The sequence below is a fragment of the Mesoterricola sp. JemC181 genome (assembly GCF_055384585.1).
The window spans coordinates 3,031,994-3,053,805 of sequence record NZ_AP045076.1 but is presented as its reverse complement, the minus strand read 5'-3'; the positions used below and the strand labels follow the sequence as shown (position 1 = coordinate 3,053,805).

Annotated in this window: 21 protein-coding genes; 13 read left to right on the top strand and 8 right to left on the bottom strand. The window is 67.4% G+C overall.

The window, feature by feature from the left end; translation table 11 throughout:
* Window positions 1-22: 22 nt before the first annotated feature.
* Window positions 23-1,321 carry an EAL domain-containing response regulator gene (locus tag ACZ5MC_RS13420; RefSeq protein ID WP_306601008.1) on the bottom strand — a complete coding sequence of 433 codons (1,299 nt, stop codon included), beginning with the start codon at window positions 1,319-1,321 and terminating at the stop codon, window positions 23-25.
* A gap of 223 nt (window positions 1,322-1,544) precedes the next feature.
* On the opposite strand from ACZ5MC_RS13420, the gene ACZ5MC_RS13415 reads away from it, so the two are divergent.
* The 7 genes from ACZ5MC_RS13415 to ACZ5MC_RS13385 all read left to right on the top strand — a co-directional run bounded on the left by ACZ5MC_RS13415 (window position 1,545) and on the right by ACZ5MC_RS13385 (window position 7,900).
* Window positions 1,545-1,733 (top strand): hypothetical protein, encoded by a 189-nt coding sequence (locus ACZ5MC_RS13415; RefSeq protein WP_464516014.1) that lies wholly within the window; start codon window positions 1,545-1,547, stop codon window positions 1,731-1,733.
* Between the two features lie 50 nt (window positions 1,734-1,783).
* Window positions 1,784-2,389 (top strand): carbonic anhydrase, encoded by a 606-nt coding sequence (locus ACZ5MC_RS13410; protein WP_306601006.1) that lies wholly within the window; start codon window positions 1,784-1,786, stop codon window positions 2,387-2,389.
* A gap of 70 nt (window positions 2,390-2,459) precedes the next feature.
* Window positions 2,460-4,274 carry a sensor domain-containing diguanylate cyclase gene (locus tag ACZ5MC_RS13405; RefSeq protein WP_464516013.1) on the top strand — a complete coding sequence of 605 codons (1,815 nt, stop codon included), beginning with the start codon at window positions 2,460-2,462 and terminating at the stop codon, window positions 4,272-4,274.
* A 30-nt stretch (window positions 4,275-4,304) separates the two neighbouring features.
* The gene (locus ACZ5MC_RS13400; protein WP_464516012.1) at window positions 4,305-5,441 is read left to right on the top strand and encodes an alkaline phosphatase family protein; all 1,137 of its coding nucleotides are present in this window, start codon (window positions 4,305-4,307) and stop codon (window positions 5,439-5,441) included.
* 115 nt (window positions 5,442-5,556) lie between these two features.
* Window positions 5,557-5,988, top strand: coding sequence for an IS200/IS605 family transposase (gene tnpA / locus ACZ5MC_RS13395; protein WP_306600627.1), 432 nt, complete (start codon window positions 5,557-5,559; stop codon window positions 5,986-5,988).
* Between the two features lie 237 nt (window positions 5,989-6,225).
* Entirely contained in the window at window positions 6,226-7,260 is a 1,035-nt protein-coding gene (locus tag ACZ5MC_RS13390; RefSeq protein WP_464516011.1) for an IS630 family transposase, read from the top strand.
* Window positions 7,261-7,480: 220 nt separating this feature from the next.
* Window positions 7,481-7,900: a GxxExxY protein gene (locus tag ACZ5MC_RS13385; protein ID WP_306598196.1), complete on the top strand. Its 420-nt coding sequence runs from the start codon at window positions 7,481-7,483 to the stop codon at window positions 7,898-7,900.
* Window positions 7,901-7,958: 58 nt separating this feature from the next.
* On the opposite strand, the gene ACZ5MC_RS13380 is transcribed toward ACZ5MC_RS13385, so the two are convergent.
* A complete protein-coding gene (locus ACZ5MC_RS13380) occupies window positions 7,959-8,456 on the bottom strand; it encodes a protein-tyrosine phosphatase family protein (protein WP_306601002.1) in 498 nt (165 codons plus the stop codon).
* 277 nt (window positions 8,457-8,733) lie between these two features.
* On the opposite strand from ACZ5MC_RS13380, the gene ACZ5MC_RS13375 reads away from it, so the two are divergent.
* Window positions 8,734-11,292: an ATP-binding protein gene (locus tag ACZ5MC_RS13375; RefSeq protein ID WP_464516010.1), complete on the top strand. Its 2,559-nt coding sequence runs from the start codon at window positions 8,734-8,736 to the stop codon at window positions 11,290-11,292.
* Window positions 11,293-11,304: 12 nt separating this feature from the next.
* Window positions 11,305-11,904, top strand: a complete 600-nt coding sequence (locus ACZ5MC_RS13370) for an FMN-binding negative transcriptional regulator (RefSeq protein ID WP_464516009.1) — start codon at window positions 11,305-11,307, stop codon at window positions 11,902-11,904.
* Here the strand turns inward: ACZ5MC_RS13370 and ACZ5MC_RS13365 are convergent.
* Both ACZ5MC_RS13365 and ACZ5MC_RS13360 read right to left on the bottom strand, forming a co-directional pair.
* Complete coding sequence (locus ACZ5MC_RS13365) at window positions 11,901-13,349, bottom strand: Kelch repeat-containing protein (RefSeq protein ID WP_464516008.1); 1,449 nt, start codon at window positions 13,347-13,349, stop codon at window positions 11,901-11,903. The genes ACZ5MC_RS13370 and ACZ5MC_RS13365 overlap by 4 nt on opposite strands.
* An 8-nt stretch (window positions 13,350-13,357) precedes the next feature.
* Window positions 13,358-14,464 carry a M20/M25/M40 family metallo-hydrolase gene (locus ACZ5MC_RS13360; protein WP_464516007.1) on the bottom strand — a complete coding sequence of 369 codons (1,107 nt, stop codon included), beginning with the start codon at window positions 14,462-14,464 and terminating at the stop codon, window positions 13,358-13,360.
* A 113-nt stretch (window positions 14,465-14,577) separates the two neighbouring features.
* On the opposite strand from ACZ5MC_RS13360, the gene ACZ5MC_RS13355 reads away from it, so the two are divergent.
* The 3 genes from ACZ5MC_RS13355 to ACZ5MC_RS13345 all read left to right on the top strand — a co-directional run bounded on the left by ACZ5MC_RS13355 (window position 14,578) and on the right by ACZ5MC_RS13345 (window position 17,095).
* Complete coding sequence (locus ACZ5MC_RS13355) at window positions 14,578-15,291, top strand: carbonic anhydrase (protein ID WP_306600998.1); 714 nt, start codon at window positions 14,578-14,580, stop codon at window positions 15,289-15,291.
* A gap of 123 nt (window positions 15,292-15,414) precedes the next feature.
* Window positions 15,415-16,455 (top strand): IS630 family transposase, encoded by a 1,041-nt coding sequence (locus tag ACZ5MC_RS13350; protein WP_464516006.1) that lies wholly within the window; start codon window positions 15,415-15,417, stop codon window positions 16,453-16,455.
* 220 nt (window positions 16,456-16,675) lie between these two features.
* The gene (locus tag ACZ5MC_RS13345; protein WP_306598196.1) at window positions 16,676-17,095 is read left to right on the top strand and encodes a GxxExxY protein; all 420 of its coding nucleotides are present in this window, start codon (window positions 16,676-16,678) and stop codon (window positions 17,093-17,095) included.
* A gap of 134 nt (window positions 17,096-17,229) precedes the next feature.
* Here ACZ5MC_RS13345 and ACZ5MC_RS13340 read toward each other — a convergent pair whose 3' ends face one another.
* Together ACZ5MC_RS13340 and ACZ5MC_RS13335 are read right to left on the bottom strand one after the other, a co-directional pair.
* A complete protein-coding gene (locus ACZ5MC_RS13340; protein WP_306600996.1) occupies window positions 17,230-17,535 on the bottom strand; it encodes a hypothetical protein in 306 nt (101 codons plus the stop codon).
* The gene (locus ACZ5MC_RS13335; RefSeq protein WP_306600995.1) at window positions 17,532-18,113 is read right to left on the bottom strand and encodes a DNA-3-methyladenine glycosylase I; all 582 of its coding nucleotides are present in this window, start codon (window positions 18,111-18,113) and stop codon (window positions 17,532-17,534) included. The genes ACZ5MC_RS13340 and ACZ5MC_RS13335 overlap by 4 nt, the downstream gene beginning before the upstream one ends.
* 129 nt (window positions 18,114-18,242) lie before the next feature.
* Here ACZ5MC_RS13335 and ACZ5MC_RS13330 point away from each other — a divergent pair, with 129 nt between their 5' ends.
* On the top strand, window positions 18,243-18,746 hold the full coding sequence (locus ACZ5MC_RS13330) for an outer membrane beta-barrel protein (protein ID WP_306600994.1): 504 nt from the start codon (window positions 18,243-18,245) through the stop codon (window positions 18,744-18,746).
* Here the strand turns inward: ACZ5MC_RS13330 and ACZ5MC_RS13325 are convergent.
* Together ACZ5MC_RS13325 and ACZ5MC_RS13320 are read right to left on the bottom strand one after the other, a co-directional pair.
* The gene (locus ACZ5MC_RS13325) at window positions 18,743-19,882 is read right to left on the bottom strand and encodes a glycoside hydrolase family 64 protein (protein WP_464516005.1); all 1,140 of its coding nucleotides are present in this window, start codon (window positions 19,880-19,882) and stop codon (window positions 18,743-18,745) included. The two genes, ACZ5MC_RS13330 and ACZ5MC_RS13325, sit on opposite strands and share 4 nt — an antisense overlap.
* A gap of 91 nt (window positions 19,883-19,973) precedes the next feature.
* Entirely contained in the window at window positions 19,974-21,800 is a 1,827-nt protein-coding gene (locus tag ACZ5MC_RS13320) for a mechanosensitive ion channel domain-containing protein (protein WP_306600991.1), read from the bottom strand.
* Window positions 21,801-21,812 lie beyond the last annotated feature (12 nt).

Sequence of the window (21,812 nt, the reverse complement as noted above, 5' to 3'; positions counted from 1 at the left end):
CCGTATCCTCAGTGTGCCACGGTCAGGCGCGGGGGACGGCGCGCCGGTCATGGCCGGGCTGGAAGGTATCCAGGTGGGGGCGCTCCTGGCGGCTCCACTCGGGCAGCTGGCCCGCCGGCATGGGCCGCGCCAGGAAGTAGCCCTGGCCGCAGTTGCAGCCCAGGCTCTTGAGGACGTTCCAGCCCTCCTGGGTCTCGATGCCCTCGGCGACGGTGTGCAGCCGCAGGTCGCGGGCCAGCCGGAGGAGGCTCTTGGCCAGGATGGCGTGCTTCTTGGACTTCCCCAGCTCCCGGGTCACGGACATGTCGATCTTGAGTTCGGTGAAGGGGATGCGCTCGAGCTGCTCATAGGTGGCGTAGCCGGTGCCGAAGTCGTCGATGCTCAGGCGGAAGCCGCGCATGCGCAGGCGGGCCAGGTTCGAGAGGGAGTGGCCCAGGTTGGCGGTGCTGGCCGATTCCGTCACCTCCAGCACCATCTTCTCCGGTTCGAGGGAGTGGGCCGAGACCGCGTCGAAGATCCGGTCCGCGAACCCCTCGGTGCTCAGGGAGGACGCCGACAGGTTCACGGAGAAGTCCGGATCGATGCCGTCCTTCTGCCATTGGGCCCGCTTGGCGGCGATGTTCTGGAGGATCTGGAGGGTCAGCTCGGACATGGCCTCCGGGGACTCTTCCAGCTGGGGAAGAAAGCGGCCGGGGCGCAGCAGGCCCAGCTCGGGATGCTGCCAGCGGATCAGCGCCTCCACGCCCTTCATCCGGTTGTCCTGCATGGACACCTGCGGCTGGAAGTAGCACTCGAATTCCTGGTTGCGCATGCCGGTCCGGATGTCCTGCAGGGGCAGGGTCTCGTGGCCGGGGGCCCGGGGGCCCGAGGCGGCCAGGCCCTCCGTGAAGTCCTGGGACGCCAGGAGGTTCACCAGGTCCTGCAGGGTGGCCGGCTTGGACAGGACCCCGACGCAGGGGAAACCGTAGCTCCGGGACATGTGGCGAACGGTCTCGATGATGCCGGTCTCCAGCCCGCTGGTGATCACGAGCTGAGGGGTCAGCCCCAGGCCGGCGATCCGCCCGATCAGGGCCACGCCGTCCATGCGGGGCATCTGCAGGTCGCAGAGGATCAGGTGGAAGTCCGGTTCCTCCGCCAGGATGCCCAGGGCCTCGATGCCGTCGGCGGCCTCGGTCACCTGGGCCGGGCCCAGCTTGCGCACCATGGCGGTGAGCTGCAGCCGCGCCATGCGGCTGTCGTCGATCACCAGCACCTTGCGGTCCTGGATGCACGGGCAGTGCAGGTCGGTGCCGTTGCCCAGGAAGTCCTCAGGTTGCGTCATGGTCGATATCCATTTGGTGAGCGAGGGCCACCGGTTCGTCATCGGACAGATCGTCGGGCCCTGCACCCAGCATAACGATTGTCTGTGCGGCTGTCAGGCTTGGAATTTCAGCAAGTGTACAACCGGAAAGGTCATGAACGCCGGCGCGCCGTGAATAATCCGTGGCCCGGCCCGGGTACCTTCCGTTAAGCTTCTCTCCATCCGTTCGCCTACTGGAGTTCCAATGAGCCGTCGCCACAGGCATACCCCCCGCATCGGCGGCAGCGCCCCCGAACGCCGCAAGACCCTGTTCGACCGCCGCCAGCGCAGCCCCATGTACCGCTTCGTTTATGGACTTACGCTGCTTCCGCTGGGGCGCCTCCTGAACGCGATCTCGGGCGGCCGGGTTCCTGTACGGGCGGGCGACAACTGAAGCTTGCCCCGGGACCTCCACCTGGCCTACCGTGAGGTCGAGGACCGTCCATGCGCTTCCTTCCAGCCCTGTTCGAGAACAACCGCAGGTGGGCCCGCGAGCAGGTGGCGCGGGACCCGGCCTTCTTCTCCCGGCTCTGCGCGCTCCACGCGCCCGAGCACCTGTGGATCGGGTGCGCGGACAGCCGGGTGCCCGCCAACGAGATCGTCGGCCTGGCGCCCGGAGAGCTGTTCGTGCACCGGAACATCGCCAACCTGGTGCTGCCGGAGGACCCCAACTGCCAGGCGGTGCTTCAGTTCGCTGTGGAGGAGCTGGGCGTCTCCCACGTCATGGTCACCGGCCACTACGGCTGCGGCGGCGTCCAGGCAGCCTTCGGCCCCCCCGCCCGGGAGCCCCTGGAAGGCTGGATCCAGCACCTGCGCCGCCTGAGGCGGGCCCACGCCTCCGACCTGGCCGCCCTGCCGGATGACGCCGCGCGCCTGCGGCGGCTCTGCGAGCTCAATGTCATCGCCCAGGTGGCCACCCTCCGCCGCCTGCCGGTCCTGCTCGGCGCCTGGGAGCGGGGCCACCAGGTGACCCTTCACGGCTGGATCTATGACCTGGGGGACGGGTTGATCCGGGATCTCCAGGTGAGTTGCGACGGGCCGGCGGCCTGAATTCTCAATATCGGGCCCGTCCGCACCGATAAATTGGCAACCGAGTACGCTTCATCACTTGGAGCCGATTTTGCTGTTTTCCCGACGGACCCGTTCCCTTCGCACCTACCTGTTCCTGGGCCTGGGTTCCCTGGGCTTGGCCTTCCTCTTGGTTTCCCTGGAGTTGCGGAACTTCGTCCACCCCCAGCTGGTGGAGGAGGTGAATGCCCAGGGGCGGTCGCTGGTGCGGTACCGGGCCCAGCAGGAGCTCCTGGTGGTGCTCCTGGAGCAGGAGGCCGATCTGCGGAGCTTCCTGGGGAGCGGCGACCAGGCCTACCTGGAGGCCTACGCCACGGGGGGACGGAATTCGGAAGAGCCCCTCCGGGCCCTGCGCGGGAACCTGCCCGAGAACGCGGGCCCCGCGGACCGGGGGCAGATGGACCGCCTGGCGTTCCTCATCACCCAGTGGCAGGACAAGGCGGCCGTCCCCCTCATCCGGCAGCGCCTCCAGGGCCCCCTGAAGGACCTCCAAGGCGCCCTGACCCAGGAGAACCGCGCCTTCGGCGCCGTGAAGGCGGCCAGCGCCCAGCTCACCCGGCTCCTGGACGCCAGGGACGAGGAGCGGTTCCAGGGCATCGAGGGCACCCTGGCCTACGCCCGCTGGCTGGGCTACTCCACGGAGACCGGGCTCTTCATCACCGCGCTGTTCTTTGCCCGCTGGCTCCTGCTGAGGGTGTCGGTGCCCCTGGCCGACCTGGCCGAGCAGGCGAGAGCCGGCGACGGCTATTCGGAGCCCGGCGAAAACCAGCCGGTCAAGGAGGTCGAGATCCTGGGCAGGGCCCTCTTCGAGCTCGATGTGCGGAACCGGGAGCGGGAGAGCCTTCTGCGCCGGGAGCATGACGAGGCCCTGGCCACCCGGGCCTTCGAGGAACTCGTGCAGCGCCTGACCCGGGAGGACGACCTGCTGGCGGCCCTCGACCAGGCCCTGGCGCGCCAGGTGCAGTCCAGCGCCCAGCGCATCCTCCTGCATCCGGACGAAGGCCAGGGCCTGGTCCCGGCCCTCCCGGCCATGACCGCGGAGGAGGCGGCCCGCCACCCGGTGCTCGCCGAGGCGGACCACTGCCGCGCCTTCCGGCAGACCACCCCCGTGAGCCTGGCGAGCGATGCCGCCACGGCCTGCGTCTGCCCCCTGGGCGTCCCCCAGCGGGGGGCCTACGCCTGCCTGCCCATGGTGGCCTCGGGGCGGATCCTGGGCCTGGTGAACCTGCAGGCGAGGAACCCGGGGCACTGGACCCCGGAGCGCCTCCGCATCGCCACGGCCCTGGTGGGGGCCGCCACGTCGGCCCTCCAGGGCATCCGCGCCCTGGATCTGGCCCGGGAGCGGGCCCTGCGGGACGGCCTCACAGGCGTGTTCAATCGCCGGTTCCTGGACGAGTTCCTGCCCAAGACCTTCGACCAGTGCCAGCGGAACGGACTGCCGTTCTCGCTGCTCATGATGGACATCGACCATTTCAAGGCCTTCAACGACGAGTTCGGCCACGAAGGCGGGGACCAGGTGCTGCGCCTGTTCGCCCAGTGCCTCCAGGCCCATGTGCGCAGCGGCGACGTGGTGGCCCGCTACGGGGGCGAGGAGTTCGCCATCCTCCTCCCGCACGCCGGGGCGGCGTTCGCGCTGGCCCTGGCGGAGCGCCTGCGGATCATCGTCCAGGCGCTCGAACTGCCGGAAGGGGCCTTTCCCCCGGGGCGGCACATCACCATGAGCGTCGGCCTGGCGAGTTACCCCGAGCACACGCGCAGCCAGGAGGCGCTCATCACCCTGGCGGACCAGGCCCTCTACCAGGCCAAGGGACAGGGCCGGAACCGCACGGTGAGCGCGGGCGCCCTGGGTACCGAGCTGCCTGCCTGACGGACGTGAGGACGAGGTATATTAGTAATCATGAAAATACTCATCTTCCTCCTCCTCGCGGCCTGCCTGGGCCTTTCCGCGGCCGGCCCCGTGCTGGTCATGAGCTTCGACGGGCTGGGGGCCACCCAGTTCACGGCCGAAACCATGCCCCGCTTCTGGGCGCTCAGCCAGAAAGGCCAGCGGGGTGAAGGGCGCCCGCCCTTCCCGGCCACCACCTTCAACGGCCACGCCACCCTGGCCACGGGCTGCTGGCCGGAGCACCACGGCATCGTGGCCAACGGATTCATCGATCCCGAACTGGGGCTGGTCGGCCATTCCGCCCGCGCCACGTACCTCCAGCGGGAGCCGCTGTGGGTGGCCGCCACCCGCAGCGGCGTTCGCACGGCCGTCTATGGCTGGCCCTGCGGCGACGCCCCCTGGCAGGGCGTCGCCCCCTGGCGACTCGAGGCCTACAGGGACGGCGTGCCCGACAGCGCGGCCCTGGACTTCACGGAGAAGGCGCTCCAGGACGGGGCCCTCCTGGTCATGACCTACCTGTCCGGCACCGATGCCGAGGGCCACTACAACGGGCCCGCGAGCCCGGAGGTGCGGCGCAAGCTCGGGACGATCGACGCGGAGATCGCGCCGCGGGTGGAGCGGATGCTGGCCGACCACCCGGGCCTGCGCATCCTCCTCCTGGCCGACCACGGCATGGCGGCCATGGGGCGGCGGATGGACATCCGGCCCCTGCTGGGCCAGCCCGCCACGGTGATCGCCCACGGAGGCAGCGCCTACGCCTACCTGAAGGCCCCGGTGTCGGACGAGGCGATGCGGGCCCTGGCCGCGGCAGGCCTGAAGGCCTGGCGCCGCGCGGACCTGCCGGCGGAGTTCCACCTGGCCGCCAACCCGCGCATCGGCGATCTCATCGTGGAGGGCCCGGCGGGAACCTGGATCGCGTCCGCCACGTCACCGCTGGCGGGCGAGAATGAGAAGATCGGCCGGGTCGGCGCCCATGGGTTCGATGCCGGGACCCCGCTCATGAACACCTGGCTGGTGGCCCTGGGCACCGGCCGGACGACCGCACTGCCTGCCGTTCCCCTCTGGGACATCGCCCCGACCGTGGCCTCATGGCTGGACATCCATTGGGCAAAGCAACCGGACGGACAGGTCGTGGAAGGCCTGCGCTAGCAAAACCAGGAGACCCCCCGGCTCTGCCGGGGTGGCAGTAGAAGTTTGACATTTCAGGGAGTCCATCCTGGAATCTCCGATTGTGAGCCGCCAAGCACACGAAAGGAGGTCCAAGATGGACTCGTCGGAAAGTCTAAGCCACTCCCGGTGGGAGTGTAAGTACCACGTGGTGTTTATCCCAAAATGTCGAAGAAAGACGCTCTACGAGAAGTTACGACCACATCTGGGTGAGGTGTTCCGGCAACTGGCCGCGCAGAAGGAATGCCGGATCGAGGAGGGGCACCTCATGGCCGATCACGTCCATATTCTGATTTCGATTCCGCCAAAGTATGCCGTGGCGCAGGTGATCGGGTTCATCAAGGGTAAGAGCGCGATTCACCTCGCCCGCGTGTATGGGGAGAGGAAGCGCAACTTTGTAGGCCAGAACTTCTGGGCGCGCGGCTACTTCGTATCGACAGTGGGCCGAGATGAGACGGTCGTGCGCGAATACATCCGAAAACAGGAAAAGGAGGACGAGCGATTTGAGCAACTGTCCCTGTTTCGCTGACCAGGCACCTCCAAGGTGCCCATCCTATGATTCGGGGCCGCGTTAGCGACCCCGACCAGCCGCTTTGAGCGGCTCACGTTTTAAACCCCCCGGCTCTGCCGGGGGATGTCTTAGTGTAGGCCGCCAGAAATACCTGTAACGCCAATACAGCTCGTCGCATCCAAGCGGCAGGTGAGAACTTTGGCGCGAGTGGGGCGAGTTGATCTAACTGTGGAGCAATTCAGACGCCTTGAGGAAATGGCGCGGAGCCGGACCTTGCCTGCGCGCAGCGTCCTGCGGGCCAAGATTGTTCTTCATCGAGCTTCTGGCGAGTCCTTTCGTGACATCGGCCAGGCTTTGGGCTGTGATCATCGGACTGCTTGGCAATGCCTCAAGCGATGGGAGGAAGCGGGCTTCGATGGCCTCGAGAGGGAACGCCCAGGTCGAGGCCGGAAGTCTTGGGTGATTGCTTTGAAGGGGCAAGAGGTGCTCCATAAGACGACGCAGCCCGTCAATGCCACGCACTGGAGCCGGGCCTCCATGGCGCAGGCCACCGGGGTGAGCGAGAGCACGGTGGGACGCATTTGGCGTCAGAATGGCCTCAAGCCGCACCGCACCGTTGGTTTCAAGTTAAGCAACGATCCTCATTTCGAAGAGAAGTTGGTGGACATCGTGGCCCTGTATCTGGACCCTCCGGAGCATGCCATCGTGCTGAGCGTAGATGAGAAGAGCCAGATTCAGGCCCTGGACCGGATTCAGCCTGGCCTACCGATGAAGAAGGGTCGCTGCGGCACCATGACGCACGACTACAAGCGCAATGGAACGACCACCCTCTTTGCGGCCATGAACACGCTGGATGGTACGGTGATCTCGGCCACGATGCCACGTCATCGCCATGAGGAGTGGCTGAAGTTCCTCAAGCGGCTTGAGCGGGGTACATCGAAGCGACTCGCTCTGCACATCATTTGCGACAACTACGCCACCCACAAACATCCGGCGGTCAAAAGCTGGTTGAAAGGCCATTCGAGGGTCCACGTTCACTTCACCCCCACCAGTTCATCGTGGTTGAACATGGTGGAGCGATTTTTCCGGGACATCACGGAGAACCGCATCCGAAGGGGTATTTTCAGATCCGTCCCGGAACTCGAAGCAGCGATCCACACCTATATCGCGAGACACAATGCCGCTCCGAAACCATTTGTTTGGACCGCGTCCCCGAACGATATCCTCGCCAAGGTGACACGAGCACGGCAGGCCCTCGCGGCCATTCGGACGGCCTCTGCCAAGGGTTGACGGCGAACCTGCCTTTTTCTTTTCCTCGGTATCCTCGGCCTCCTCGGCGCCTCGGCGATGGCTTTCTCAAGTATCAGTCGGCGCAAAGATTACATGCGCCGAAGCACCCGTCGAAAAGCCCATCGCCGAGGCGCCGAGGAGGCCGAGGATACCGAGGAAAGAATTCTGGCCTGAACGTCCCGGCGTGATTGAGCGCACTCCTGACCCGAAGGAGGAAGTCATGGGTCGGCATTGGGGCGAAGATTGGGGCGACAACTATCCCCATCGAGATATCACCGAAGCCATCATCCTCGCTGCCATCAGGGTGCAGATAGTTCTGGGGCCTGGACTCCTGGAAAATGCCTACAAGGCTTGCCTCGCCCATGAACTCAGGTTGGCCGGACACGAGGCCCTACGCGAGGTTCACCTCGACATCACCTACAAGGAATTGTGCGTCGAGAATGCCTACATCATGGATATCGTGGTGGACCACAAGGTGGTCGTCGAGGCGAAGGCCATTGCGAAGTTTTCGGATGCCGACTTCGCCCAACTGAATAGTTGCCTCCACTTTGCAAATTTCGAAGTGGGCCTGCTGATCAATTTTCATAACTGGCCCCTCAAGGACGGGGGCATCAAGCGACTCGTCAACACCAAGCCCTGAACTGGACCAGAGGCGAAGGGGGGGGACAAGGTGTTACCTGTTCTTCTGGCGGCCTACACTAGATCGTGCCGAGATACTTCCGGACGGCTTCATCCGTGCGGGTGATTCGCATGCCCGCCTGCCTGCATGTCTGCAGGGCCTCGGGTGCCGTCATGCCGCGGTCCAGCACCAGCCAGGGGCAGATGGCCGCGGCGGCCCGGTTGCCGGTGGCGCAGTGGACGAGGACGCGGGAACCGGCGGGCAGTCCCTGGAGGATGGCGCGGATGGAGACGAAGTCCGGGGCCGGCGGCGCCTCGGCAAGGGCATAGCGCATGTAGACCGAGCCCAGTTCCTGGATGCGCTCGTTCTCCAGGATCCCCTCGGGGCCCAGCTCGGCGTCGTTGCGGAAGTCGATGACGTGCGTGATGTGGCGCTGCTTGACCAGCTTGTAGAGGTCGGACGTGGGGGGGCCGTTGAGGATGAAAAGGCCCGGGCGAAGCTCCACCAGGACGGTGCGGGGGGGCTCGGGAGCCGCCAGGGCCGGTTGGAGGAGGAGGGCGAGTGCGAGGGGGAGCATGTGCACCTATGGGGAGCCGAGGGGCTTCGGTTGTCCAGTCCATGCCGGTCCCGGGAGCTGACCTCGGACTGACTGCGCAGGAAAGGTCAGGCGGTTCGCCTGATCTCACCTTTCTTATCGGCGATTCAAGGAGTAAGTTGACGATAATTTTCCCATGAATCCTGGAAACCGAATCGAAATTGAAGTAAATCCGCCTTGCTGCCGAATCAAAAATTGAGACAGCAGGGATTTTGGGAGACGCTCAACCATGATTGCCCGTTGGGGATCGAGGGCCTGGATGCACCGGTGGTTCGTTTGTATCCTCGTCGGGTTTGCGTGCGTCTGCTCGTTTGCTTCTCCGGCTCCGCCCCAGGATGTCCTGATCCTGTATTCCTTCAGCCAGAACCTTCCGGCCCAGGGGAAGATCAACGCGGGCATGGGGAAGGTCATCGCCTCGAGGAGGCTGGAGTACGGCACCTTCCATCCCGAGTACCTCGACATCAACCCGCCCCGGGCCCCCGGCCAGCGCGCGCACCTGCGGGACCTCCTGCTGGAGAAATACGCCGGGATGAAGTTCGGCCTCATCATCACGGTCTTCGACCCGGCCCGGGACTTCCTCGGGCGCGAGGGCCGGGACCTGTCGCCGGGGACCCCGGCCGTGACGCTCTTCGGCCAGGAGGGCGCGGGCGTGGAGGGCCGGGAGACGTTCCAGCTGCCCCTGCGCTTCGAGGTGAAGGGCACCCTGGAGCGCGCCCTGGCGCTGTTCCCGCGCACCCGCCACGTGCTCTTCGTCTCGGGGAACGCCGAGTCGAACCTGCGCGTCGAGGCGCAGGCCCGCAAGGCGTTCGCGGCGTGGGAGGGGCGGATCGACTTCGACTACACCAGCGGCCGGAGCGTGAAGGACGTCCTCGCGCAGGCCGGGCACCTGGCGCCGGACACCCTGATCCTCTTCTCGATCGTGACGTCGGACGTCACGGGGGAATTGTTCGTGCCCACGGATGTGGTGCGGGCCCTGACCAAGGGGGCCAATGCCCCGGTATTCAGCATCCTCTCCAGCTTCCTGGGCGAAGGCGTGGTGGGCGGGGAGATGGTGGACCCGGAGACCGCCGGAGCCCTCCTGGGGCAGGCCGTGGTGGAGATCCAGCAGGGGCGACCCTTGCCGCCCCTGTCCCCCCGCGCCTTCGTGCGGCCCATGTTCGACTGGAACCAGCTCAAGCGCTGGGGGTGCGACCTGTCGAGCCTGCCGCCGGATTCCATCCTCGTGAACCGGCCACCGACCCTGTGGGGCCTTTTCCGGCCCTACGTCATCGTCGCCGGGATCCTCTTCGCCATCCTCACGGCCCTGATCGCGGCCCTGCTCGTGGTCAACCGGAACCGGGCCCGGGCCGAACGCGCCCTCGCCGAAAGCGAGCGGCTCATGCGGGAGGCCCAGGAGGCGGCCCTGGTGGGCACCTACGACTACGACCTCGCCACCGGGGTGATCCGGGTCAGCCCCACCCTTTCGCGCATCCTGGGCCAGGATGAGGCGCAGAAGGATTTCCGCACGTGGCTGGAGCTGGTGGAGCCCAGCCACCGGAGCGCGGTGGCCGCGGGGGTCAGACATGCCGTGGCCACCTTCGAGCCCCTGGAGATGGACTATCCCATCCGCCGGCCGGACGGCGAGGTCCGCTGGCTGCACAGCCGCGCCAGGGCGGAAAAGGGCGAGGGCGGACGCGCATCGCGCCTGCTCGGCACGCTCCTGGACATCACCGCGCACCGCCAGATGCAGGAGGAGCTGGAGCACACCCAGCGCCTGGAGAGCCTGGGGAGCCTCGCCAGCGGCATCGCCCACGACATGAACAATGTCCTGGCCTCCATCCAGGCCGTGGCCCAGACCCTCCTGTTCGTGCACCGCGAGAACGCGGACCTGGCGGGCCCCCTGGGCACGATCGACCGCGCGAGCGACCGCGGCCGGAGCCTGGTCCAGGCGCTCACGAACTTCGCCCGCAAAGGGCTCCGCGAAGCCCGGATCCTGGACCTGAACGATCTGGTGAGGGAGCAGGCCGCGATGCTCCGCCGGACGCTGTTCCAGAAGGTGCAGGTCATGGAGGACCTGGACGCCACGCTCCCGCCCGTGCGGGGGGAATCCGGCACCCTGGGCAGCGCCATCCTGAACCTCTGCGTGAACGCCGGGGACGCCATGCCCGGAGGCGGGACGCTCCTCCTGCGCACCCGCCGCGCCGCCGACGGCGGAGCCCAGCTGGAGGTGGCCGATTCCGGCGAAGGCATGCCGCCGGAGGTGCTGCGCCGGGCCATGGAGCCCTTCTTCACCACCAAGCCCTTCGGGAAGGGGACGGGGCTGGGCCTGTCCATGGTCTTCAACACCGTCAAGGCCCACGGCGGCACCGTGCAGATCCAGAGCCGCGTGGGGCAGGGGACCACCATCCTGATCCACCTCCCGGCGGCCCCGCTGGAGGCCCCCGGGGAGGCGCCCCCGTGCGGTCCCGAGGCCCCGTGCAGGCCTCTGCGGGTCCTCCTGGTGGACGACGACGCGCTGATCCGCGACTCGGTCCCCGCCATGCTCGTCCAGCTCGGGCACCATGTGGAGGTCGCCGGCGGCGGCGCCCAGGCCCTGGCGCGGCTGGCGGGGGGACTCGAGGTGGACCTCGTATTGCTGGACCTCAACATGCCGGTGATGGGGGGCGTGGAGACGCTCGTCAACATCCGCGCGTTCCGGCCGGCGCTTCCCGCCATCCTGGCCACCGGCTACCTGGACGACGCCACCGCGGCGCTGCTGGCGGGGATGCCGGACGTGGCGGTCCTGCCCAAGCCCTACACCATGCCCCAGTTCCAGGCCAAGGCGCGGGACCTGGCCTGATACGCTGGAGCCATGTACCTGCCTCCCCACTTCGAGGAATTCCGGCCCGAGGCCCTCGAGGGCCTCATGCGCCGGCATCCGCTGGCCGCCCTCGTGACCTTGGGTCCCGAAGGCCTCACCGCCGACCACATCCCGCTGCTGGCGGGTCCCGCGGGCACCCTGCGCGGTCACGTGGCACGCGCGAACCCCCTATGGCGGGCCGCCGACGGCGCCGAGGTCCTGGCCATCTTCCAGGGGCCCGGGCACTACGTCAGCCCGGGCTGGTATCCCACCAAGCGCGAGGACGGCAAGGCCGTGCCCACCTGGAACTACCTGGTGGTCCACGCCCATGGCCGGCTCCGCGCCCACGACGACCCCGCCTGGGTCCGCGGCCTCCTGGACGCCCTGACCGCGGAGCACGAGGCGGCGTTCCCGGCCCCCTGGAAGCCCGCGGACGCGCCCGGGGATTACCTGGAAAGCCGGATCGCCGCGGTGGTGGGCATCGAGATCGAGGTGACCCGGCTGGTGGGGAAATGGAAGCTCAGCCAGAACCAGCCGGAGCGGAACCGGGCGGGGGTGGTGGAGGGACTGCGGAAGGACGGGGCGGCGGACCTGACCGGCTGGATGGGCTAGAACACTTCCGCGCTGGCGAGGCTCTTCCCGTCGGCGCCCACGCCACCGGCGATCAGCAGGAGGCCGTTGTTCAAATAGGTGGCGGTGTGCCGGGCCCGGGCCGTGGTCATGGCGCCCAGGCTGGTCACGGCCCCATCGGAGGCCTGGCGGTGTTCGGCGGTGGCCAGGGCATGGCCGGTGCCATCGAACCCGCCGGTGATCAAGGTATAGCCTTCGAACTGGAGGTAGCTGCGCCTATGGCCGTACCTAGGGAAAAGCATCGGCGGCCCCGGGCTGAAGAAGGCCAGGGGCGAGACTGCGGCGTCGAAGGTGTAGATCCCGGCGTTGGCGGTGGCCCCTTCGTCGTTGCGTCCCCCGGCGACCACCTCGCCCCCGCCTTCGATTCCCATTGTGCAATCGGCCAGGGGCAGGTTCAGGGGGCCGCTGGAGTGGAATTTCCGATCGGCCAGATCGAAGTACTCGACGCTGGCCAGGTAAGCGCCGTTGAAACCGCCGACCACGTAGCATTTTTGGTTGCCGGGGGGGCTGGCGGCGTGACGCCCTCTCGGGGTGGCCATCGGGCTTGTGGCTGTGGCGACAAAGGTGTCCGGATCGATCAGTTCAGCGCTGGCCAGCCAGCCGCCAGGCCCCTCGCCACCAGCCACGAGGATGGCCGTGCCGAAGGAGGGGGCGGGGAGGTTGAGCATTGTCGAGGTGTGGAAACGGCGGGGCTCGGTCATGGCGCCGATCGGCTTGAACGTCCCGGTGGTCAAATCGTAGGCTTCGATGGTCGAGAGAATCCGGGTACCGTCATCCCCCCCGAGGAACAGGACGATGCCGGGATTCCAACCGGCGACCTGGGCCGTGTGGTGCGTCCGGGGCGAGAGCATGGGTCCGGTCGGGGTGAAGCTGCCCGTGGCGGGGTCATAGATCTCGGCGGTGGCAAGGACGCTGCCGTTGCATGAACCTCCGGCGACAAGGACCCTGCCGTCGGGAAGGGCCGTGGCGGTGTGGTCCTGCCGCGCGGTGGCCATGGAGCCCGTTGGCGTGAACCCGGGGCGGTTGATCGCGATCGTCAGGGAAGAGGCGGTCTGGAGGGTTGCGAAGGTGTTGTCCGGATCCACATACCTGTACGCCACGACGGTGTAGGAAGTCGCGGGGGAGGACGCGATCGGAGCCCCCGAGATGGTGCCGTTGGCCGAATCCATCACGAGGCCCAGCGGGAGGGTCTTGCCGAGTTCAAGGCTGTAATAGAAGCCGCGACCGGAGCTTCCCCCCACCGGCGTCAAGGGGGTGAGTGCCTTCCCGACCGTTAAAACGACTGGGCCAGGGGAATAGGTGAATGGGTTGGGCGGGCCCAGCTTGTCGCTCTTGTGGCAGGCCACCAGGTGGAAGAGCGAAAGCACCAGGGCGATGACCAGGCCCCTGGGGCAACGCGGGAAAGGAAAAGGCCGGGAGCCGTTCAAGGTACCTCCTAGGCGCTCAGCCTCAGGATCTCCACCATCATCGCCACGGCCCGCTCCATGTCCTCCACGAGGATGTGCTCGTCCGTGGAGTGCTCCTGGCGCGCGCCGATGCCCACCACGGCCATCTCGATGCCGTGGTTGTTGTAGATGGAGGCGTCGGTGAACCCGCACATGAGGGCGGGCTGGGCCTGGATGTCCAGCGTGGCCAGGGCGCGGGTGGCCACGTCCACGGTCCAGGACGTGGCGGGGTCGATGCGGGAGGCCCGGCAGAGGTTGTTCACGGTGATCTCCACCGTCGCGCCGAAGGCCTCCACTTCCCTGCGGATGGCGGCCACGAGCTCGTCGGCGAGGGCCTGGCCCTTGGGGTGGTCGAGGCTGCGGCATTCCGCCATGAAGGTGCAGTGGTCGGGCACGCCGTTGCGGATGAGGCCGCCCTGGATGATGCCCACGTTGGAGGTGGTCTCGGCGTCCAGGCGCCCCAGGCGCAGCGCGGCGATGGCGCGGGAGGCGGCCACGATGGCGTTGACGCCCTTTTCCGGTTCCATGCCGGCGTGGGCGGACTTGCCGGTGACCTTCACGTCGATGGCGAAGTACGAGGGGCCGCCGGTGATGATCGTGTCCAGGGTGTCGTTGTCGAGCAGGAAGCCCCTGGTGGCCGTCAGGCGGCTGTAGTCCAGGTTCTTGACGCCCAGGAGGCCCACTTCCTCCTGGCGGCTGATGGCGATCTCCAGGGGCGGGTGCACCGGCGCCACGCGCAGGGTCTCCAGCAGCTCGGCGATGCCGGCCTTGTCGTCGGCGCCCAGGATGGTGTCCCCCCCGGACCGCACCACGCCGTCGGCCAGCACGGGGCGGATGCCCTTGCCGGGCTTCACGGTGTCGCCGTGGCAGGAGAGGAGGATCGGGGCGCCGGAACTGCCCTTGCCGGGAACCTTGGCGATGAGGTTCCCATAGGCGTCCAGGTCCGCGGCGGCGCCCAGGTCCCGCAGGACCGGCAGGAGCCAGGCCATGAACGCGGCCTCCTCTCCCGATTCGCTGTCGATCCGCACCATCTCCATGAACTGGGAGACCATGCGGTCGGTGTCCATCGCTGCGCCGAAGCGGGTGTTGAGGGCCATGGGCCGCCTCCAGATATCGGGGTATGGAGGTGATGGTAGCAAGGAAGCCTGCGGAAAAGGGTGCTCCCCGGGCCGCGATGGGCTAGATTGTTGAAATCCTCAAGGAGATGCCCATGATCCCCTCCCTTCTGGTCGCCGGCCTCTATTTCGCCCTGCCCGCCCAGCACGCCCCAGCGACCGAGGCCCTCTCGCCCGAGACGGCCCTGGCTGAGCTCAAGGCCGGGAACCAGCGCTTCGTGGAGGGCCGCCGCTCCCGGAGCCTGCGCAGCGCCGAGGACCCGCGGGTGCGCGAGCTCCTGGCCGGGGGCCAGCATCCCCTGGCGGTGATCGTCACCTGCAGCGACAGCCGCCTCGCGGACAACTACATCTTCGACCAGGAACTCGGCCGGCTCTTCACCATCCGCGAGGCCGGCAACAGCCCCGACACGCAGGGCCTCGCCTCCGCGGAGTACGCGGTGGAGCACCTGGGCTGTCCGGTGGTGGTGGTCATGGGCCACACCGCCTGCGGCGCCGTGGCGGCCGTGGCCGAGGCCAACGGCAAGCCGCTGCCCGGCAACCTGTGGATCTTCCAGGCCTCCATGGCCGGGCTCCTGGAGACCACCCCCAGGGGGTCGGACGACGTGAAGAGCCACCTGAAGCGCCTGTCCGCGGTGAACGCCCAGCGCCAGGCCAAGGCCATGGTGGCGCGCAGCGAGATCCTGCGGGAGAAGGTGGCCGAGGGCCACCTGAGGGTCGTGGCGGCGCTCTACGACCTGTCCTCGGGCACCGTGACCTGGCTGCCCGAAGTCCAGGAGGCGCACGCCGCCAAGGGGCGCAAGACGCACTAGTGTAGGCCGCCAGAAATACCTGTAACGCCAATACAGCTCGTCGCATCCAAGCGGCAGGTGAGAACTTTGGCGCAAGTGGGGCGAGTTGATCTAACTGTGGAGCAATTCAGACGCCTTGAGGAAATGGCGCGGAGCCGGACCTTGCCTGCGCGCAGCGTCCTGCGGGCCAAGATTGTTCTTCATCGAGCTTCTGGCGAGTCCTTTCGTGACATCGGCCAGGCTTTGGGCTGTGATCATCGGACTGCTTGGCAATGCCTCAAGCGATGGGAGGAAGCGGGCTTCGATGGCCTCGAGAGGGAACGCCCAGGTCGAGGCCGGAAGTCTTGGGTGATTGCTTTGAAGGGGCAAGAGGTGCTCCATAAGACGACGCAGGAACAGCCCGTCAATGCCACGCACTGGAGCCGGGCCTCCATGGCGCAGGCCACCGGGGTGAGCGAGAGCACGGTGGGACGCATTTGGCGTCAGAATGGCCTCAAGCCGCACCGCACCGTTGGTTTCAAGTTAAGCAACGATCCTCATTTCGAAGAGAAGTTGGTGGACATCGTGGCCCTGTATCTGGACCCTCCGGAGCATGCCATCGTGCTGAGCGTAGATGAGAAGAGCCAGATTCAGGCCCTGGACCGGACTCAGCCTGGCCTACCGATGAAGAAGGGTCGCTGCGGCACCATGACGCACGACTACAAGCGCAATGGAACGACCACCCTCTTTGCGGCCATGAACACGCTGGATGGTACGGTGATCTCGGCCACGATGCCACGTCATCGCCATGAGGAGTGGCTGAAGTTCCTCAAGCGGCTTGAGCGGGGTAAGTCGAAGCGACTCGCTCTGCACATCATTTGCGACAACTACGCCACCCACAAACATCCGGCGGTCAAAAGCTGGTTGAAAGGCCATTCGAGGGTCCACGTTCACTTCACCCCCACCAGTTCATCGTGGTTGAACATGGTGGAGCGATTTTTCCGGGACATCACGGAGAACCGCATCCGAAGGGGTATTTTCAGATCCGTCCCGGAACTCGAAGCAGCGATCCACACCTATATCGCGAGACACAATGCCGCTCCGAAACCATTTGTTTGGACCGCGTCCCCGAACGATATCCTCGCCAAGGTGACACGAGCACGGCAGGCCCTCGCGGCCATTCGGACGGCCTCTGCCAAGGGTTGACGGCGAACCTGCCTTGTTCTTTTCCTCGGTATCCTCGGCCTCCTCGGCGCCTCGGCGATGGCTTTCTCAAGTATCAGTCGGAGCAAAGATTACATGCGCCGAAGCACCCGTCGAAAAGCCCATCGCCGAGGCGCCGAGGAGGCCGAGGATACCGAGGAAAGAATTCTGGCCTGAACGTCCCGGCGTGATTGAGCGCACTCCTGACCCGAAGGAGGAAGTCATGGGTCGGCATTGGGGCGAAGATTGGGGCGACAACTATCCCCATCGAGATATCACCGAAGCCATCATCCTCGCTGCCATCAGGGTGCAGATAGTTCTGGGGCCTGGACTCCTGGAAAATGCCTACAAGGCTTGCCTCGCCCATGAACTCAGGTTGGCCGGACACGAGGCCCTACGCGAGGTTCACCTCGACATCACCTACAAGGAATTGTGCGTCGAGAATGCCTACATCATGGATATCGTGGTGGACCACAAGGTGGTCGTCGAGGCGAAGGCCATTGCGAAGTTTTCGGATGCCGACTTCGCCCAACTGAATAGCTGCCTCCACTTTGCAAATTTCGAAGTGGGCCTGCTGATCAATTTTCATAACTGGCCCCTCAAGGACGGGGGCATCAAGCGACTCGTCAACACCAAGCCCTGAACTGGACCCGAGGCGAAGGGGGGGGGACAAGGTGTTACCTGTTCTTCTGGCGGCCTACACTAGCTCTTGGAACAGAATGCATCGCCGAGGTGACTGAGGTTCGCCGAGGAAGGAAAAGGGGAAAGACTACTCATTCACGGGGCGAGCTGGCGCGTCTGGGCGAGCTCGATGAGCTCCTTGATGCGCAGGGCGTCCTTCTTGCGGTGGCCCGCGCTGGTGAGGGGGTCGGTGCCTCCGGTGGACTCGATGAGGATCTCGGACCAGAACACCCCGGTGTTGATGCGCACGCTGGCCACCCGCAGCAGGTGGATGGTCATCTCGTTGCGCGTGAACCACGAGCGCTTCCACCGGGTCACCGCCGTGTCGGTGACTTCGATGCAGGTGGGGAAGAGGCGGTTCCCCCTGGTCCAGCGGCTGGCCTTGAAGGTCTCGGTTGTCATGGCGCCAGTATACGCCGCCAGCAGGTGTCGACGTGATCATCCACCATGCCCACGGCCTGCATGAACGCGTAGATGATGGTCGGCCCCACGAACTTGAACCCCCGGCGCTTCAGGTCCCGGGAGAGGGCCTCGGCCTCCGGGCTCACGGCGGGGACCTCGGCGAGGGTCCGGCGCCGCTCCACGCGGGGCCTGTCCCCGACGAAGGCCCAGAGGTAGGCGGCGAAGGAGCCGAACTCGGCCTGCACGGCCAGGAAGGCCCGGGCGTTGGCCACGGCGGCGGCCACCTTCAGCCGGTTCCGGACGATGCCGGGATCCCGCAGCTGGGCCTCCAGGCGCTCGGGGCCGTAGGCCGCCACCGCGGCGGGGTCGAAGCCGTCGTAGGCGAGCCGGTACGCCTCCCGCTTGCGCAGGATCGTGGACCAGCTCAGGCCGGCCTGGGCGCCCTCGAGGATGAGCATCTCGAAGAGATGGCGGTCGTCCCGGGACGGCACGCCCCACTCCTCGTCATGGTAGGCCACGTAGGCCGGGTCGGTGCCGCACCAGCCGCAGCGTGGGAGGGGATCGGGAGGAGGTTTCATCTTTTTTGAGATCCTCAAGGAATGACGGGGTTTGATCGCGCGTGCCGAACTTCGGCAACCGCATCGGCGCTCTTGGAATATACAATGCTTCCAGAGCCGTTCCTGTCGGCCAATTCCAGGAGACTTCCCTTGAAAACTTCCGGCTTCTTCCTTGCTACGGTCCTGATTGCGGGCTGCGGTTCCCTGGCTTCGGCGGCGGAACCCGTGTTCGGGGTGCAGGGCGCCCTGGCCTTCCCCGTGAACGACCTCACCAACGTGGCCAACCTGGGGCTCCAGGCGGGCGGTCACGGGCGGTGGGACTTCGGGGGCGGCCACGGCCTCATGGCCCGGGCCGACATCACGGTCTTCGGCTCGAAGGACGGCGCCTCCACCACCAGCTTCGGGGTGGGCGCCGACTACACCTGGCACCCGGACCGGAACCGCCGCGGCGTCTACCTCCTGGGCGGCGTTTCCCTGGTCAGCTACGGCACCTCGCTCCACGGCCATTCCGATTCGAGGAACGGCCTGGGCCTCGACCTGGGCGTGGGCTACGACCTGGACCGGCACGTGGGGATCCAGGCCCGCTACACGACGCACAACATCGACAGCGCCACCCTGGCCACCTTGAATCTGGGCGTGACCTACAGCTTCTAGTCGATCCTGAACCCGACGTCCAGCTCCTCCGGTTCAGCCACGTGGATGAGCGTGGCCTGGTCGTTCACGTCGTCGTAGGCGAAGCCGTAGGCCTTTCCCCCCAGCCCGCGCCGGTGCCAGAATCGCGCGTAGGCGTTGGCCGGGCCCGCGGCGTAGTAGCTTGACGCGTCCCGCCATCTCGAGGGCGTCCCCAGGATGTGGCGGTTGAGCATCGCGGCGAGCTGGGCCCCCAGGACCTTCTCCAGGGCGCTGCCCTGGGCCAGGGGGCCGTCGCAGCGGAAGGCCTCGAGGGTGGTGGGCATGCCCCGGATCAGGTGCCTCTCCGGGTCCCCGGGGCGCGTGAAGACGAGGACGCCGCCGGGCTCCACACGGCCCGTGAAGGTGCCCTGGTCCGGGGTGAGGACGAGGGGTTCGCGGCGGTACCGTTCCCACATCTCCCGGATGTAGCCGTCCAGGTGCCGGCGCAGGGGCCCCTCCGGGGCGTGGCCGGGGGCGCGGATGCGCAGGTCCTGGACGAGGCGGCGGAAGGCCGCGGGGACGGTGGCCTTGAAGTCCCGCATCAGGTCCGAGCGGCTCGCGGCGAGCCCCACGGGGCCCGCGACGGTCCCGTCCCGGTCCCGGGCCCGCAGGGTGAGCGGCAGGCCGAACTGGTCCACGCAGGTGGTGTTGGCATGGAGCCCCGAGCGGTCCAGGGCGAACTCCGCCCAGTCGAAGAGGGTGTGGCGGTTGGGGTCCTCCCCGTTGCCCGGATCCGGCTGCACCAGGCCCCCGGTGGCGGCATCCACCCGCAGCCACAGAGGGGCGCCGATGCTCAGGTAGATGCGCCCGCCGCGCAGGTTGAGGCCCGTGTCCAGGTCCACGGCCCCGGGAAGGGGGAAGGAGTAGGCGCACCAACGCCGGCCGGCCAGGGGAACCGTATTGTCGGCGGGGAGGCACGGATGGAAGGCGCCCGCGCCATCCATGCGCAGGAACCGCCCCGCATCGTCCTGGGCGGTGACGGTGACGTAGACGGGGCGCTCCGCCAGGGGGCCCCGCGTGCGGTTGGAGAAGGTCAGGCGCAGGGGCGTCTGGCCGAAGGCGGGGACCAGGAGGAGGAGCAGGGCCAGGATGGAGGCCCTGCGGGCCGCAGGGTGCATGGGGGCTCATTAAAATGGGCTGAAAAGGGGGCCACGAACAAATCCCCCGAAGGGTGGGCCTGCGGCGGTCCGGAGGCAAGTCCTCTTTTTTCTATACGACCGGTGGCTGGGCCGGTTCCTCCCGCTTGCCGTGCAGCATCTCCACCACGGCCTCGTTCAGCTCCTTGCGCAGGACGTTGCGGTCCTGGGCCCGGGTGATGTAGCGGACCCGGATCTCCACGCCGCTGCCGGCGGGGACGATGCTGATGCTGGGCTCGGCCTTGAGGCCCTGGATGCGGTAGCCGCGGTCGGCCCGTTCCCATTCCTTGAAGGCCTGCGCGGCGTTCTCCCCCGTGCGCGCCTCCACCAGGGCCCGGACGCCGTCCACCATGGGGTAGGGGTCCTTGCCGGCGGGCACGTTCACGTTGAGTTCGTCCCACATCCACTGGCCCGCGGAGGAGAAGTTGAAGTAGTGCCCCTCCATGGCGAAGCTGTTCACGAAGGAGACGACCCGGCCCGTGGGGTGCCCGGCGTCGCTCCAGTTCCCCGTCTCGAGGATCAGGGTGCGCAGGAGGCCGATCTCGATGACCTCGCCGCTGACGCCCCGGATCTCCACCCAGTCGCCCACGTGGATGCCCTTGGGGCCCACCAGGATGAACCACCCGAAGAACGAGATGATGAAGTCCTTCAGGGCCACGGTGAGGCCTGCGCCGGCGAGCCCGAAGAGCGTGGTGAGCTGGCTCGGCGTGCCCAGGATGATGAGGAGGATGGCCAGGACGCCCACCACCTGGGCGGCGAACTTCACCACCTTCAGGTTGCGGCTCACGCGCTTGCGGCCGGCGGTGATCCGGCCGAAGATCGCCTCGAAGATGCGCTCGGCGAACCAGATGAGCACCAGGACCAGGACGATCCAGGCGGCGTGCTGGAGGACGGCGTGGGCCGCGGCGCGCTGGTCCAGGCGCACCAGGCTGCCCCAGTCCTGGTAGACCCGCGCCAGTTCCTTCTCGTCCTGGTAGCGCTTGCCCAGGTCCGCCAGGGTGCGCTGCGTCTCGGTGAAGTACTTGAGCGTCATGAGCGTGGCCCGGGCCGTCTCCCGGGAGGTGCCGGCGGCCCCGGCGGCGCCCCGCTCGTTGAGGGCGAAGCCCTTGGCCTGCTTGCGGGCGGATTCCCGGTCCTCCTTTTCCTGGGCGACGTCCTTTTCCAGGGCCTGCTGGCGCGCGCTGAGCTCCTCGGTCTTGGCCAGGGCGTTCCCGCGGGCCTGGGCCAGGAGTCCGGCCTTCCTGCGCAGCCGGTTCCAGGTGTCCAGGCGCTGCAGGAGGCTGCCGGGCTGGAAGCGCGCCGGGGCCCCGGCGGCCTCGTCTTCGGCGGCTTCCTCCTTGGCTGTGAACGAGGCCTTGAGGCGGCGGATCCGGGCGACGGGGTCGGCGCCGAGCTTCTCGAGCATGGCCCCGGTGGCGTCCAGTTCGTCCTTGTCCAGCTCGAGCTGGGCCTTGGCCACCTCCAACTGGTCCTCCAGGTCGTCCTTGTCCTGTTCCCGGGCCGCGGCCACGGCCTTGGTGAGCCGGGCGACGTTCCGCCCGCCCTCGTCCACGGCCCGTTCCTGCTTGTCCTTGGTCGCCTGGAGCTCGCGCACGGCGGGGGTGGGCGGAGGCGCGGCGTAGGCGGCCTGGCGCAGGGCGTCGTTGAAGGCCAGATCCACTTCATGGTCGGCCAGGCGTTCCGCGTCGCGGGCGAACTGCTTCTCCTCCGGGGAGAAGGCGAAGGCGGCCAGGCGCCGGGCGGTGAGGTTGGGCTCCTGGTCCACCTGGGCCTCGGCCCCCTTGGGCAGGGGCTTGGGGGGCGGCGCGGCGTCCGGGCCCCGGGTCTGGTAGAGTCCCGCGCCCACCGCTCCGGCCAGGATCAGGAAGACGACGACCGGGACGAGTCTGCGCAGGTTCATGGGTGGCCTTGG

Excerpts from the sequence above, each read along its gene's own strand:
- ACZ5MC_RS13420 (WP_306601008.1), bottom strand. The coding sequence starts at position 1,321 with ATGACGCAACCTGAGGACTTCCTGGGCAACGGCACCGACCTGCACTGC.
- ACZ5MC_RS13415 (WP_464516014.1), top strand. The coding sequence starts at position 1,545 with ATGAGCCGTCGCCACAGGCATACCCCCCGCATCGGCGGCAGCGCCCCC.
- ACZ5MC_RS13410 (WP_306601006.1), top strand. The coding sequence starts at position 1,784 with ATGCGCTTCCTTCCAGCCCTGTTCGAGAACAACCGCAGGTGGGCCCGC.
- ACZ5MC_RS13400 (WP_464516012.1), top strand. The coding sequence starts at position 4,305 with ATGAAAATACTCATCTTCCTCCTCCTCGCGGCCTGCCTGGGCCTTTCC.
- tnpA (WP_306600627.1), top strand. The coding sequence starts at position 5,557 with ATGGACTCGTCGGAAAGTCTAAGCCACTCCCGGTGGGAGTGTAAGTAC.
- ACZ5MC_RS13390 (WP_464516011.1), top strand. The coding sequence starts at position 6,226 with ATGGCGCGGAGCCGGACCTTGCCTGCGCGCAGCGTCCTGCGGGCCAAG.
- ACZ5MC_RS13385 (WP_306598196.1), top strand. The coding sequence starts at position 7,481 with ATGGGTCGGCATTGGGGCGAAGATTGGGGCGACAACTATCCCCATCGA.
- ACZ5MC_RS13380 (WP_306601002.1), bottom strand. The coding sequence starts at position 8,456 with ATGCTCCCCCTCGCACTCGCCCTCCTCCTCCAACCGGCCCTGGCGGCT.
- ACZ5MC_RS13375 (WP_464516010.1), top strand. The coding sequence starts at position 8,734 with ATGCACCGGTGGTTCGTTTGTATCCTCGTCGGGTTTGCGTGCGTCTGC.
- ACZ5MC_RS13370 (WP_464516009.1), top strand. The coding sequence starts at position 11,305 with ATGTACCTGCCTCCCCACTTCGAGGAATTCCGGCCCGAGGCCCTCGAG.
- ACZ5MC_RS13360 (WP_464516007.1), bottom strand. The coding sequence starts at position 14,464 with ATGGCCCTCAACACCCGCTTCGGCGCAGCGATGGACACCGACCGCATG.
- ACZ5MC_RS13355 (WP_306600998.1), top strand. The coding sequence starts at position 14,578 with ATGATCCCCTCCCTTCTGGTCGCCGGCCTCTATTTCGCCCTGCCCGCC.
- ACZ5MC_RS13350 (WP_464516006.1), top strand. The coding sequence starts at position 15,415 with ATGGCGCGGAGCCGGACCTTGCCTGCGCGCAGCGTCCTGCGGGCCAAG.
- ACZ5MC_RS13345 (WP_306598196.1), top strand. The coding sequence starts at position 16,676 with ATGGGTCGGCATTGGGGCGAAGATTGGGGCGACAACTATCCCCATCGA.
- ACZ5MC_RS13340 (WP_306600996.1), bottom strand. The coding sequence starts at position 17,535 with ATGACAACCGAGACCTTCAAGGCCAGCCGCTGGACCAGGGGGAACCGC.
- ACZ5MC_RS13335 (WP_306600995.1), bottom strand. The coding sequence starts at position 18,113 with ATGAAACCTCCTCCCGATCCCCTCCCACGCTGCGGCTGGTGCGGCACC.
- ACZ5MC_RS13325 (WP_464516005.1), bottom strand. The coding sequence starts at position 19,882 with ATGCACCCTGCGGCCCGCAGGGCCTCCATCCTGGCCCTGCTCCTCCTC.
- ACZ5MC_RS13320 (WP_306600991.1), bottom strand. The coding sequence starts at position 21,800 with ATGAACCTGCGCAGACTCGTCCCGGTCGTCGTCTTCCTGATCCTGGCC.